This window comes from Kribbella monticola (genome assembly GCF_003261635.1).
GTDB lineage: Bacteria > Actinomycetota > Actinomycetes > Propionibacteriales > Kribbellaceae > Kribbella > Kribbella monticola.
Genome location: NZ_QFXK01000010.1, coordinates 406,608 through 419,667, shown reverse-complemented (window position 1 = coordinate 419,667; position 13,060 = coordinate 406,608). Strand labels below are relative to the sequence as shown.

Sequence of the window (13,060 nt, the reverse complement as noted above, 5' to 3'; positions counted from 1 at the left end):
CTCGAACTGCTGAGGGAAGTCAACCACGACTGCCGTCAGCTGGCGACGCCCGCGAACGCCAGTTGGAGGATCGTGTCGACCTGCGCCTCGGAGACCGGCTGGGTATGCAGCAACAGGCGGTAGTACAGCGGCGCGTAGAGCAGCTCCACGACGTCGTGCGGGTCGAGGTCGGGGCGCAGCTCACCTGACTTCTGCGCCTTCTGCAGGCGCTCGACGCACAGGTCCACGCGGGGCTGGATGACGGTGGCGACGACAGCGGCCGCGATGTCCGGATCGCTCTGGGCGGCGGCGATCAGGCCGCGGCTGTACGCGGAGAACATCGGGTCGTTGAAGGCCCGGACGACCAGGACCATCTGGGCGCGGAGGTCGGCGACGAGATCGCCGGTGTCCGGGAAGTCGAGCGTGTCGACGGCTCGTTCCATCAGCGCTTCGAGCAGGATCGCCGCTTTGGACGGCCACCAGCGGTAGATCGTCTGCTTGCCCACTCCGGCCCGCTTGGCGATGCCTTCCATCGTCAAGCCGGCGAACGACTGCTGCTGGCACAGCTCGAGGGCTGCCTCGAGGATCGCCTGCCGGGCTCGTTCGCTGCGTCGGTCGGGATTCGGACTGGTCATGTCCAGACCTTACAACAAGACGAGACGTTGTGTCTTGACAGTCGTTCGTCGCGAGACTTACCGTCTCGTGGTGAGACGATACGTCTCGTCCCTCCAGTCTCCGGGCCGGTCCCGGCCCGGGGCCAATCGAAAGGAATCGTCGTGCCCGAATCCACGGTTCGCAGGTATGCAGGTCTGTTCGGGATCATCGCGAGTGCGCTGATCGTCGTCCACGTGCCGCTCTACTTCCTCTACTCCGGTGCCCCGCCCGACTGGAACATCAAGACCCGCACCCTGATCGGCATCATCGGCTGTGTGTTCTACATCCTGTACTTCACCGGTCTGCGGCAACTGATCCACCAGGTCGACGTCGCGTCGGACTGGATCTCCGGCGTGATCCAGGCGGCCGGGCTGCTCTGGGTGGCGATGGTTTTCGTCCCGCAGTCGATGGAGGTCGGCGCCGCCATCTCCGTGGACCACGACATCGACACCACCAAGGAGGGCCCGTTCGCGGCCGCGCAGTACCTGATGCAGGGCCTGATCTCGCGCCTGCTGATGGGGCTCTTCCTGATCGCCCTCGGCATCGTCGTACTACGGCTGCGCCTGCTCCCCAAGTGGGTCGGCCGCTCCGCGTTCGTCCTCGCCGCGATCAACCTGGCCTTCGTCCCGGCGATCTTTTCCAATGACAACCCGTCGAACTTCTACGCCGTCCAAGGCTGGGGCACGACGGCCAGCATGGGCATGAGCATCTTCCGCAGCGCCCGCCGCACCACGCCCCTCCCCACCTCCCCCACCCGAGTCCCCACCCCGACCCGCTGACCCCACCCCCAGCCCTCCGGGCCCCGCCCCACCCGGAGCACTGGGGGTTCAGATGCCCATGGTTCGGCCGATGACTTCTTTTAGGATTTCGGTGGTGCCGCCGTAGATGGTTTGGATGCGGGTGTCGAGGTAGGCCTTGGCGATCGGGTACTCGGTCATGAAGCCGTAGCCGCCGTGGAGTTGGAGGCAGCGGTCGACGACCTTCTGCTGGAGTTCGGTGGTCCACCACTTCGCCATCGCGGCGTCGGCGACGGTGAGGGAGCCGGCGTTGAGTTCCTCGATACAGCGGTCGACGAAGACCCGGGCGATCTGGGTTTCGGTGGCCAGTTCGGCCAGCACGAAACGGCTGTTCTGGAAGGAGCCGATCGGCCGCCCGAACGCCTTGCGGTCCTTCACGTACTGCAGCGTGCTCTCGAGCACCGACTCGCACGCCGCCACCGCGACAACCGCGATCGCGAGCCGTTCCTGCGGCAGCTTCTCCATCAGGTAGACGAAGCCCTTGCCCTCTTCGCCCAGCAGGTTCGCCGCCGACACCCGGACGTCGTCGAAGAACAGTTCGGCGGTGTCCTGCGCCTTCAGCCCGATCTTGTCCAGGTTCCGCCCACGCTCGAACCCGGGCATTCCCCGCTCGACCACTAACAGCGAGATGCCCTGGTAGCCCGCGGACGGGTCGGTCTTGGCGACGACGATCACCAGGTCGGCGAGGATGCCGTTGGAGATGAACGTCTTCTGCCCGTTCAGCACGAAGTCGTCGCCGTCGCGGATCGCGGTCGTCTCGATCCCCTGCAGATCGCTGCCGGCACCGGGCTCGGTCATCGCGATCGCCGTGATCAACTCACCACTGCAGAAGCCGGGCAGCCAGCGCGCCTTCTGCTCGTCGTTCGCATAGTCCAGCAGGTACGCCGAGACGATGTCGACGTGGATGGCAAAGCCCGGCCCGCTCGCCTGCGCCTTGGTCAACTCCTCGCTCACGACCGCGTTGAAACGGAAGTCCCGCGCCCCGCCACCGCCGTACTCCGCCGGCATCATGAATCCGAGCAGCCCCGCCTCCCCGGCCGCGATCCACAGCTCGCGTGGCACGATGCCGGCCTCCTCCCAGCTCTCGTGATGCGGCAGGATCTCCTTGTCGCAAAAGGCGCGCGCGGTCTCCCGGAACGCATCGTGATCGGCATCGAAGAGGTGACGTTCCACGGGCGATTCTCCTGTCTGTACAGCGATGTCAACACTTTGTCCCGGTACTACGGGCCGCCCGGTTCAGGTCTGTACGGCGGCTCCGCTCGCGAGCAGCTCGTCGACTCCGGTGACTCCCCACTCGGTCAACGCCTCGCGAGTGTGCTCGCCTGGGCGCGCCGGAGCACTGCCGAGCGACGTCGGCGTACGGGAGAACCGTGGTGCCGGAGCCGGCTGCCGTACGCCGTCCTTCTCGACAAAGGTGCCTCGGGCAACGAGATGCGGGTGGTCGCCGGCCAGCGGCAGGACCGGCGAGACACAGGCGTCCGTGCCGTCGAACACCTCGGTCCACTCGGCCTGGGTCCGGCCGGCAAAGGCCTCGGCGAGCGTCTTGCGGAGCTCGGGCCAGTTCGCCACGTCGTACCGGTCCGGCGCGGTGATCCCGAGTCGCTGGACCAGTTCGTCGTAGAACTGCGGCTCGATCGCGCCGACCGCCATGTATTCGCCGTCCGCCGTCTCGTACACGTCATAGAACGGCGCGCCGGTGTCGAGCAGGTTCGTGCCGCGCTCCTGCTTCCAGTTACCGCCCGCCAAGGCGCCCAGCAGCACAGTGGTGAGGTGGGCGGCGCCGTCCACGATCGCGGCGTCGATCACCTGACCGCGTCCACTCCCCCGGGCTTCGACGAGGGCGGCGAGCACACCGACGACGAGATACAGGGATCCGCCTGCGAAGTCGCCGAGCAGGTTCGCCGGCACCTGCGGTGGTCCCCCGGCTCGTCCGATCGCGTGCAGCGCGCCCGAGAGTCCGAGGTAGTCGATGTCGTGCCCGGCCGACTGCGCGAGCGGGCCGTCCTGTCCCCACCCGGTCATCCGCGCGTACACAAGCTTCGGGTTGACCGCCTGGCACTCTCCCGGTCCAAGCCCCAGCCGCTCGGCGACGCCCGGCCGGAAGGCCTCGACCAGTACGTCGGCACCCGCGACCAACTGCAGTACGGCGTCGACCGCACCGGGCCTCTTCAGGTCGAGCGCGACACTCCGGCGGCCACGATTCAGCAATTCGAGCTCCGGCGGGCCGAATGCGAGCCCACCGCCCGGCCGATCGATCCGCAACACCTCGGCGCCCAGTTCGGCCAGCAGCATGCACGCGAACGGCGCCGGCCCGATGCCGGCCAGTTCGACGACCTTCACTCCACGCAGCGGACCCATTTCCATATTGTGACAGTACAACTGTCACAGTGGTCAAGTCACTGTCGGCTGCGTGGAGCTCGGTCGTCGTCGTGGCGATCAGGGTTTGAAGGTCACCGCCCCTGCGATCCAGGTGCCGGTGGCTGTTCCGCCGGCCGTGACCGTGCCGGTCGCGGTAGTGAGGCGATAGGCGCGGGACAGGTAGCTGGAGCTGACATTGATCGAGCCGATGGTGGTCCACCCGGCGGCCCAGGCCGGCGCGGCTTTGCCACCACTGAGGCTGACGACCCCCATCACGACCTCGCGTGGGGCAGTGGTGATCGCCGTCGGCCCGGAGGAGAAGGCCGCGGTTCCACCGGTCGCGCTCACGCTCTGGTCCAGAGTCTTGACGCCGACCAGGTCGTCCGCAGCCACCAGGTACGACGTACTGAGCGGGAAGCTGACGGTGATGTGAGCTCCGATCGCCAAGGCGTGGGTCGCGACCGCGGACAGCACCGTGATTCGGGCCAAGGTGGCATCCGTACGGGTCGTGGCGAGCGTGTAGGTGTTGCCCGCATCGTCCTTGGCAGTCGCTGATCCGAGCGAATCGGCGGTCCGCGCGGTGACGACGATCAGGTCGCCGGCGTTCGCGGCGCGGGTCAAGGTCAGCACAGCGCTGCTCTTCAGGGTGTTCGCGGACGCGGTCGCCAACTGTCCGACGTACGCCGGAGCCGGAGCGACCGTGACGGTCTGACTAGCGACGGTGCTCAGCCCACTGGTGTTCGTGACCGTTGCGCGGACCGTGTAGGTGCCCCCGTTCGGGTAGGTGTGGGTCGCGGTAGCCGAGGCCTGCGGCCCGACGACAGTGCCGTCACCGAAGTCGAACGAATAGGACAGGGTCTGTCCCTGCGGGTCGGTGGAACCGCTCGCGCTGGCGGTGACCGGCAACGGGGCTGTTCCTGTGGTCGGCGTTACCGTCAGTTTGGCGGTCGGTGCTACCGGTGCTGTCGTGGTGATCGTGGTGGTCGTGGTGTCGCTCAAGCCGTCACTGTTGACGACCTTGAGACTGAGCACGTAGCTGCCGGCCGTGGTGTAGGTGTGCGTGGCAGAACTGGAGGCTTGCGGTCCTGCCTTGGGCGTCCCGTCGCCGAAATCGAACTCGTAGCTGAGCGTCTTGGCTTGAGGATCGGTGGATGTGCTGCCGTCAGCGGTCACGGTCAGCGGGGTCAGGCCGGTGTTCGGCGAGGCGACAAGGCGAGCGGTCGGCGGCTGAGCCGGCTGATTGGTCGTCACGGTCGCGGTGGCCGTGGACGACAGACCGCTGGTATCGGTCGCCGTCACCTTGACCACATAACTTCCGGCGGTCGTGAAGGTGTGACCAGCCGTCGCACCCGACTGCGGCCCCACGGTAGTGCCGTCACCGAAATCGAACGAATAGGACAGGGTCTGTCCCTGCGGGTCGGTAGAACCGCTCGCGTCCGCGGCGACCTGGAGCGGGGCCGTGCCTATCGTCGGTGTGACTGTCAGTTTGGCGGTCGGGGCTACCGGTGCAGTCGTCGTGATCGTGGTGCTCGTGGTGTCGCTCAGGCCGTCACTGTTGACGACCTTGAGACTGAGCACGTAGCTGCCGGCCGTGGTGTAGACGTGACTGGTGGAACTGGAAGCCTGCGGTCCGGCCTTCGCCGTCCCGTCACCGAAATCGAACTCGTAGCTGAGCACCTTGGCCTGCGGATCGGTGGATGTACTGCCGTCAGCAGTCACGGTCAGCGGCGTGAGACCGGTGTTCGGCGAGGCGACAAGACGCGCGGTCGGCGGCTGAGCCGGCTGACTCGCCGTCACGTTCGCGGTGGCCGTCGACGACAGACCACTCGTATCGGTCGCCGTCACCTTGACCACATAACTTCCGGCGGTCGTGAAGGTGTGATCAGCTGTCGTGCCGGACTGCGGCCCGACGACAGTGCCGTCACCGAAGTCGAACGAGTACGACAGGGTCTGTCCCTGCGGATCGGTAGAACCGCTCGCATCAGCGGTGACCTGGAGCGGAGCCATTCCTGTCGTCGGGGTGACTGTCAGCGTTGCGGTCGGGGCTACCGGTGCCGTGGTGGTGATCGTGGTGGTTGTGGTGTCGCTCAGGCCGTCGCTGTTGACGACCTTGAGACTGAGCACGTAGCTGTCGGCCGTGGTGTAGGTGTGCGTGGTGGAACTGGAAGCCTGCGGTCCGGCCTTCGCCGTCCCGTCACCGAAATCGAACTCGTAGCTGAGCACCTTGGCCTGCGGATCGGTGGATGTACTGCCGTCAGCAGTCACGGTCAGCGGCGTCAGACCGGTGTTCGGCGAGGCGACAAGACGCGCAGTCGGCGGCTGAGCCGGCTGACTCGCCGTCACGTTCGCCGTCGCCGTCGACGACAGACCACTCGTATCGGTCGCCGTCACCTTGACCACAAAACTTCCCGCGGTCGTGAAGGTGTGACCAGCCGTAACACCCGCCTGCGGACCCACCACAGTCCCGTCGCCGAAATCGAAGGAGTACGACAAAGCCTCACCCCGCGGATCGGTGGAACCGCCCGCGTTCGCTGTGACCTGCAACGGGGTCGTTCCCGCCGTCGGCGTCACGGTCAACACCGCTGTCGGCGGAGCAGGCGGCGGGGCAACGTCCGGCTGGTACTCGTAGGCGCCGAGGTCGTCGTACAGGCGCGGCCCAGAAGCTTGCGAGTTGTTCGCGGAAGGGTCGCGAACCCGGTTGTTGCCAAGGATGTCGCGCGGCTGTGCTCCGGAGACGCCGGAGTTACCCCGATCGATCGCGAGGGACCCCGACCGCAACTGGAAATCGGAGCTCGGAATGTCGAAGAACAGCGGATCCGCCTGGACGCCGGCAGCCTCCTGCCCGGTCGCGGTCTGCATCGCCGCCAGCGAGGTGTACGGGGTCTTGAAAACGTACATCGTGCCGGCTTTGGTCAGCCAGACAAGGTTGTGATCCACGGTCGTGGTCGGCGGTGCGGAGTCCCAGATCCCGATGTTGCCGGCCCTGCGCGCGCAGGCGATGCCGTTGTACGCCGGGTAGACGGCGTTGTCGACCGCGATGTTGTTCTGGATTACGTAGTTGCCGGAGGTGCCCTCGACGTTGATTCCGGAGGTGCAGTTGCGGTAGACGGTGTTCGAGATGAGCCGGCCGCCGGTGACGTTGAGGTCGTCGATGCCGTGGTCGCCGTTGTTGTAGGTGACATTCAGCGCGGCCAGGTTGTCGTTGCCGCCGGTGAAGAACTGGAGCCCCGAGTCCTCGTTGTCGTGCGTGACGTTGCGCAGCACGGTGTTTCCGGGACTGGTGACGTTGATGCCGTTGGCGTTGCGTTGCCAGCCTTCGGCGTTGTAGCTGGCCTCGTTGTCGGCGACCAGGACGTCCGTGCTCGTGTTGGTGATGTAGATACCGGTGCCGTTGTTGTGGTCGGAAGTGTTGCTCGAGACCACCGACGAGTTGGTGGCGCGGATGCTGATGCCGGGCGCGGTCTGACTCTGCAGTGGCCGGCCGGAGCCCGCCACATGGTTGCCGCTGACAACTATATGGTCGCTCTTGGTCACGTAGATGCCGTCGGTGACCGTTCCGGTGAAGGTCAGATTGGACAGGGTGAAGTAGCTCTTCGCGGAGATGTAGGCGCCGTTCGTCACGCCACTGATCACAGGATTCCGGCCCGGCCAGGCAGTGACGGTGATCGGCGCGGCCGCCGTACCGGACACCGCGGGCTTGATCGTCTCGGCGTACGTGCCGTCGCCGATATAGGCGGTGTAGCCGGCCTGCAGCCGGCCGACACCCTTGGTGATCGTGCAGTACGGCGTCGCTGCCGTGCCGGGCCCGGTGTCCGAGCAGCCCGCGACTGTCTTGTCTACGTAGTACTGCGTCTTCTGCGGGGTCACCGGCGGGACACCGATGACGTACTCGTCCAGCACACTGCCCTGGGCGCATGTGGTGTCCTCTTTGCTGGCCGAAAGGTCGCAGACCGACTGGACCCGCAGGCCCGTGTCGGAGACGTCCACCCGCAGGTGAGCGAGGTGCATGGCGCGGAACGCGGTTCGCGGGTCCGTGCTGGTCCAGGGAAGCTCGAGCGAGCTCGGGCTGCCGACGGTGATGTGGGTGACGCCCTGGATCGGCTGGAAGCGCTCGTAGTCGTGCGAATGCCCGTTGATGTTGAGCACGTACTTGCTGTACGCCGTACCGAAGCCGTCCAGGATGTTGGCGAGCTGCGCCTCCCCGGGGTGGTAGCCGGTCGAGTAGGCCGGCCGGTGTCCGTTCGTCACGATGTACTTGATCGACGGATCGTTCTGGGCCTGGCTCATCAAGACGTTCGCCTTCGACTGCCAGTCCGCCCAGGCGCCGGTCCACGGCTCGGGGTAGTTGATGAACCGCACCGGCCCGGCGTCGAACCAGCCCCAGTCGTCACCACAGCAGGAGATGGCCGGCGACCCGGGCGAGGCCTGGGCGTTCGGCATCAGCAGGCGGCCCTTGTAGTTGCGCAGGTCGTCGGAGCCCGGGACGTCGTACTCATGGTTGCCCCAGGCAGGCATGTACGCCGCCGAGGTGCCCCACGAGTTCATCACGTCGTTGAAGTGCTGATCGATCACGGCGATGTTCGCGCCGGTCGCGTTCGCGTAGGTCAGGTCGCCGACCATCAGGACGAACGAAGGTTCGTCGTTGGCGATCGCGGCCAGTGTCGAGCTGAGCTTGGAGAAGCTGGTCGAGTCGCCGACGTCCCCGATCGCGTCGAACCGGAAGTTGCCGGCCGGTGGGGTATGGAAGGTCCAGTCCGGGCCACCACCGATCGAGTAGTGGTACGTCGCGCCCTTCGCCAGCCCGTCGAGCTGCAACTGCCAGAACGGCCCGGCCGACGACCACGGCGTCCAGGCGGGTGCTGTCCCCTGGGCGACGTTGCCGTAGCTGCTGGTCGGGCCCCACCGCACATCGGTAGCGTCACCGCGCCAGTCAATGGCCACCGAGGTCGCTGAGGTGAACGTGTAGTGCACCTCGTCGACGGCCTGGGCCGCGAAGCTCCTGGTCGGCAGCGCCGACATCGCGACCACCAGTACGACGGCGACGAACCATGCCCCGAAGCTCCGTGCCCACCGTGCCCTTCGTGCTGCGACCGCGAACAGCGGACGTCCCCCGACCAGCTCAGACATGACCCACCCCGATTGTTGAAAGCGCTGCTTTCACCGTAGGGAGCCGATCGATTGGTGGCCTCCTGCAAGAGACGTAGGCGGCCTACGCCGAATTGCCGCCGCATCGTCACCCTGCGACGACGCGCTCACTGACGGCAGTCAAGCCTCTATTCCGACCGTCGGCTGAGGTAATCGGCTCTACTCTCGGCAGCTGGCGCCAGCGCATGCCAGGCGAGCCAGATCACCAGCGCAGGAAGCAGTACGGATCCGATGACCAGGCCCAGCAAAATCGCAGACGCGAGCGGCGACTCGCCCCTCAGATGTTCGCTGTGGAAGATCGCGTGCGGCACCGAGAAGATCAAGTACGACGCCAGCGCGAGGACCACCAGGCGCCTGTCCATCCAAACGGCCGCGGCGAACAGGAAGACCGCAGTGCTCAAGGTGACGCCGCCGAAGTCTCGGAAGAGGTGCTCGCTGTACGGCGGAGTCCAGTCGATGGTGGGAACGTCTTCGTAGAAGCTCTGCGGAAACAACGCGGTCCACACTCCGAGGACCAGCTGGAGCGCGGCGAGCACCGACAGCGCAGTACGGATGGTTGTTCTCATGGCTGTACTCCGTAGCGGCCGGCGAGGTAGTCGTCGAAGGTTCGGTGCGTCGACTGAGTCGCTTCGGGCAGGGCGGCTCCGGTGGCGAAGGCGCGGAAGGTCTTGCCTGGCACGCGAATCGGGAGCACCGGGCGACGGGAATGCTTCGCCAGTCGCCATGCGCGGGCCAGCTCGGGGACGGTGATCTGCTCGGGACCGCCGAGGTCCGCGACCCGGCCGGACGGCGGACCGGCAGCGAGTTCGGTGAGACGATCCGCGACTTCTTCGACGGAAACAGGCTGCAACGGGATCGCGGGTGCCAGCAGAGCAGGCAGAAAGCGCTGAGCGGTCAGCAGCTCGTCGATCAGATCGTGGAACTGCGTTGCGCGCAGGATCGTGAACGGTACCGACGACTCGGCGATCAGGTTTTCGATGGTGACCTTGTCGCGGTAGTACGCCAGCGGGATCCGGTCGACGCCGACGATCGAGCTGAAGATCAGGTGACCGACACCGGCCGCCTTGGCGTGTTCGAGCAGGTTCCGGGTCTGCTGTACGTCGGCGTGCCGGCGGCTGGTCGCCAGGTGCAGCACAGTGGTGACGCCTTCGAGGGCGGCGGCGATGCCGTCGCCGGTCGTCAGGTCGCCGCGGAGGTGATCAGGGCCCGGTCGGCGACTGAGGACCCTGAGTTGGTGACCGGTCGCGCGGAGAGCTTCGACGGTAGGGCGGCCCAGAGAACCGGTGCCGCCGGTGACGAGGATCGTCTTCATCAGCGTGGTGTCCTTTCGTGTCACCAGCCTGGACTGGACAGCCCTCCGATTCGTGACAACTGCGCTCCGGCGAACCCGAGTTTGTCCGGGTTCATGGCGAGATCCAGGTCGGTCAGCAGGCCGTCCTCGAACTCGAAGAAGCACACCGCGCGGATCACGTCGGTGTCGACGGCAACGATCACCGGCGCGCCGTTCGCCTCGCCGAAGATCGGCACCATCCCGGCGCCGAAGCGTTGCAGTACGCCGATCAGGTAGCGGGCGACGCGGTCACGGCCGGAGACCGGGTTGCGCGCGGCATGGACCTTGCCGCCACCGTCCGCGCGAGAGACGACGTCCGCGGCGAGCAGGTCCGCGAGCCCGTCGACGTCACCGAGCCGGGCCGCGTCGAGGAAGCGCTCGACGAGTGCCCGCCACTGGCCGGGATCGACCGGTCGCGACCGCTGGGCCGTCGCCACCCGCTTGCGCGCTCGCGAATGGAGCTGGCGGGCGTTCGCTTCGGTGGTGCCGATCAGGTCGCCGACGTCGCGGTGGCTGTAGGCGAAGGCTTCACGCAGTACGTAGGCGGCGCGCTCGGCGGGAGTCAGCGTTTCGAGGATCTTGAGGAGCGCGAACGACACCGACTCGCGCTGCTCGGCGAGGTCGAGCGGGCCGAGATCGCGCAGTTCCGGTCCGGTCAGGACCGGTTCGGGCAGCCATTCCCCGACGTAGGTCTCGCGCCGGGCCCGGGCGGTCGTGAGCTGGGTCAGGCAGAGGTTCGTGACTGTCTTGGCGAGGAACGCGGCCGGCTCTCGTACCTGCGACGGGTCGACGGACTGCCAGCGCAACCAGGCTTCCTGCAGGACGTCGTCGGCCTCGCTGACGGAACCGAGCATCCGGTACGCGATCCCGAACATCCGCCCGCGCTGCTGCTGAAAGACCGCCAGCCGACCGGACTCACTCTCCACCCCGTCATCTTCACAGTCGCCGTCGCGCGTGACTCCGATGGGGCCGGTACAGCGCGTGACTCCGATGGGGCCGGTACTACGCCCGGAGGGCTTCGGCGGCGATGTCGAGGAAGTCCAGCAACCGCTCGTCGCGCCGGTGATCGGCGACCGCCAGGCAGGTCTCGGCCAGCACGCCGTCGACGACGGGCAGGTAGACCAGGTCGGGTCGGGGATACGCCGCGACCACGCTCTCCGGGACGAGCGCGATGCCGTGCCCGGACGCGATCAGCTCGAACTTCTCCTCGACCGAGGAGGTCCGGCGCGACGGGGTGTCAATGATCGATTCGCCGGCCAGATCGGCCATCGCCAGTTCGTCTCGGTCCACCAGCCGATGCGACAGCGGCAGGCAGGCGATTCTTCGTTCGCTGCCGATCGGGACGGTTCGCAGCCCACGGTCGTCGAACGGGCGCCGCAGATACCCGACGTCCGCCCGGCCGTCACGCAGTGGCCGATCCTGCTCCCACCAATTGAGGCGGACCAGGTCGATCTCGACGTCCGGGTACTTCGCGGTGAACGCGAGAACCGCTTCGGACACGTGCAGCCCGGAAGCGAAGGCGACGACGAGTCGCTCGACGCCGCGGTCGACCTCGTGCACGCGACGGATGGCGGAGTCGACACTGGCCAGCACGCCGCGAGCCTCCTCCCGCAACTGCTCCCCCGCCGCTGTGAGCTGCACGCTGCGCGTCGTCCGGACGAACAAGGCGCAGCCGAGTTCGCTTTCCAGGGCACGGATCTGGCGACTCAGCACCGGCTGCGCGATGTAGAGCTCCTCGGCAGCGCGACCGAAATGCCGATGCTCGGCCACCGCCACGAAGTACCGGAGCTTGCGCAGGTCGAGTTCCATACCTCGATCGTATCAATGGTGACAGAGAGGTATTGGACCTCGGGATTTTCAGCACGCAGAGTGAATTCATGATCGTCATCACGACGCCCACGGGCGATATCGGCAGCCAGGTTCTCACCAATCTCCTGTCTACCGACGAACAACTTCGCGTCACCGTGCGCGACCCCGCCAAACTGCCCGACAGCGCCCGCGAGCGCGTCGACATCGTGACCGGCTCGCACGCCGACGAAGAGGTCGTCGGCAAGGCGTTCGCCGACGCGGACGCCGTCTTCTGGCTCGTCCCGCCGAACGACCGGGCGCCCAGCCAGGAGGCGATGTATTCCGGATTCACGCAGGCCGCGGCACGTGCGTTCCCGGCGTACGGCGTGAGCCATGTCGTCGGCGTCTCGGCTCTCGGCCGTGGCACCTCCGTCGCCACGCAGGCCGGGCTCGTCACCGCGTCGCTCGCGATGGACGACCTGATCGCGAGCACCGGTGTCGCGTACCGGGCGCTCGCCAACCCTTCGTTCATGGACAACCTGCTGCGTCAGGTCGGCTCGATTCGCGACGACGGGGTGTTCACCGACACAGCTCTTCCGGATCGGCCTGCTCCGTCGACCGCTACTCGTGACATCGCCGCCGTCGCGGCCCGCCTGCTCCTCGATCGATCCTGGAGCGGGGTGGAGAGCGTTCCCGTGCTCGGTCCCGAGGACCTGTCGGCGAACGACATGGCCCGCATCATGAGCGAGGTCCTCGGCCGGCCGGTGCGCTACGAGCGCGGATCGCTCGACGCCTTCGCGGCCAGGCTGACCGGCTTCGGCCTCGGCGACGCGTTCGTCCGGGGCATGGTCGACATGATGCGCGCGAAGGACGAGGGACTGGACGACGGCGTACGTCGTACGGCGGAAACCGCGAGCCCGACGACCTTCCGGCAGTGGTGCGAGGAGGTCCTCAAGCCCGCCGTTCTCGGCTGAGGAGACCTGCTGCGCTCCAGGGCGACGGCGTGGCA

The 13,060-nt window shown here is 67.0% G+C and carries 10 protein-coding genes; 2 read left to right on the top strand and 8 right to left on the bottom strand.

Annotated features, from left to right (window positions below):
* Positions 1-35: 35 nt before the first annotated feature.
* Positions 36-614 (bottom strand): TetR/AcrR family transcriptional regulator, encoded by a 579-nt coding sequence (locus DIZ26_RS07920; protein WP_112239023.1) that lies wholly within the window; start codon positions 612-614, stop codon positions 36-38.
* A 141-nt stretch (positions 615-755) separates the two neighbouring features.
* Here DIZ26_RS07920 and DIZ26_RS07915 point away from each other — a divergent pair, with 141 nt between their 5' ends.
* Positions 756-1,412, top strand: a complete 657-nt coding sequence (locus DIZ26_RS07915; protein WP_112239022.1) for a hypothetical protein — start codon at positions 756-758, stop codon at positions 1,410-1,412.
* Between the two features lie 48 nt (positions 1,413-1,460).
* On the opposite strand, the gene DIZ26_RS07910 is transcribed toward DIZ26_RS07915, so the two are convergent.
* The 7 genes from DIZ26_RS07910 to DIZ26_RS38580 all read right to left on the bottom strand — a co-directional run bounded on the left by DIZ26_RS07910 (position 1,461) and on the right by DIZ26_RS38580 (position 12,072).
* The gene (locus DIZ26_RS07910; protein WP_112239021.1) at positions 1,461-2,603 is read right to left on the bottom strand and encodes an acyl-CoA dehydrogenase family protein; all 1,143 of its coding nucleotides are present in this window, start codon (positions 2,601-2,603) and stop codon (positions 1,461-1,463) included.
* Positions 2,604-2,666: 63 nt separating this feature from the next.
* Positions 2,667-3,788, bottom strand: coding sequence for a CaiB/BaiF CoA transferase family protein (locus tag DIZ26_RS07905; protein WP_112239020.1), 1,122 nt, complete (start codon positions 3,786-3,788; stop codon positions 2,667-2,669).
* Positions 3,789-3,866: 78 nt separating this feature from the next.
* Positions 3,867-8,915: a PKD domain-containing protein gene (locus tag DIZ26_RS07900; RefSeq protein WP_112239019.1), complete on the bottom strand. Its 5,049-nt coding sequence runs from the start codon at positions 8,913-8,915 to the stop codon at positions 3,867-3,869.
* Positions 8,916-9,061: 146 nt separating this feature from the next.
* Entirely contained in the window at positions 9,062-9,499 is a 438-nt protein-coding gene (locus tag DIZ26_RS07895; protein ID WP_112239018.1) for a hypothetical protein, read from the bottom strand.
* Complete coding sequence (locus tag DIZ26_RS07890) at positions 9,496-10,269, bottom strand: SDR family oxidoreductase (RefSeq protein ID WP_232828184.1); 774 nt, start codon at positions 10,267-10,269, stop codon at positions 9,496-9,498. Before DIZ26_RS07890 ends, DIZ26_RS07895 begins: the two co-directional genes overlap by 4 nt.
* A complete protein-coding gene (gene sigJ, locus DIZ26_RS07885; protein ID WP_232828183.1) occupies positions 10,266-11,189 on the bottom strand; it encodes an RNA polymerase sigma factor SigJ in 924 nt (307 codons plus the stop codon). The genes DIZ26_RS07890 and sigJ overlap by 4 nt, the downstream gene beginning before the upstream one ends.
* A gap of 76 nt (positions 11,190-11,265) precedes the next feature.
* Positions 11,266-12,072 (bottom strand): LysR family transcriptional regulator, encoded by an 807-nt coding sequence (locus tag DIZ26_RS38580; protein ID WP_112239016.1) that lies wholly within the window; start codon positions 12,070-12,072, stop codon positions 11,266-11,268.
* Positions 12,073-12,140: 68 nt separating this feature from the next.
* On the opposite strand from DIZ26_RS38580, the gene DIZ26_RS07875 reads away from it, so the two are divergent.
* On the top strand, positions 12,141-13,025 hold the full coding sequence (locus DIZ26_RS07875) for an NAD(P)H-binding protein (RefSeq protein WP_112239015.1): 885 nt from the start codon (positions 12,141-12,143) through the stop codon (positions 13,023-13,025).
* The last annotated feature ends 35 nt before the right edge of the window (positions 13,026-13,060 follow it).

Coding starts and splice junctions, on each gene's coding strand:
- DIZ26_RS07905 (WP_112239020.1), bottom strand. CDS start 3,788: ATGGGTCCGCTGCGTGGAGTGAAGGTCGTCGAACTGGCCGGCATCGGG.
- DIZ26_RS07875 (WP_112239015.1), top strand. CDS start 12,141: ATGATCGTCATCACGACGCCCACGGGCGATATCGGCAGCCAGGTTCTC.
- DIZ26_RS07900 (WP_112239019.1), bottom strand. CDS start 8,915: ATGTCTGAGCTGGTCGGGGGACGTCCGCTGTTCGCGGTCGCAGCACGA.
- DIZ26_RS07920 (WP_112239023.1), bottom strand. CDS start 614: ATGACCAGTCCGAATCCCGACCGACGCAGCGAACGAGCCCGGCAGGCG.
- DIZ26_RS38580 (WP_112239016.1), bottom strand. CDS start 12,072: ATGGAACTCGACCTGCGCAAGCTCCGGTACTTCGTGGCGGTGGCCGAG.
- DIZ26_RS07895 (WP_112239018.1), bottom strand. CDS start 9,499: ATGAGAACAACCATCCGTACTGCGCTGTCGGTGCTCGCCGCGCTCCAG.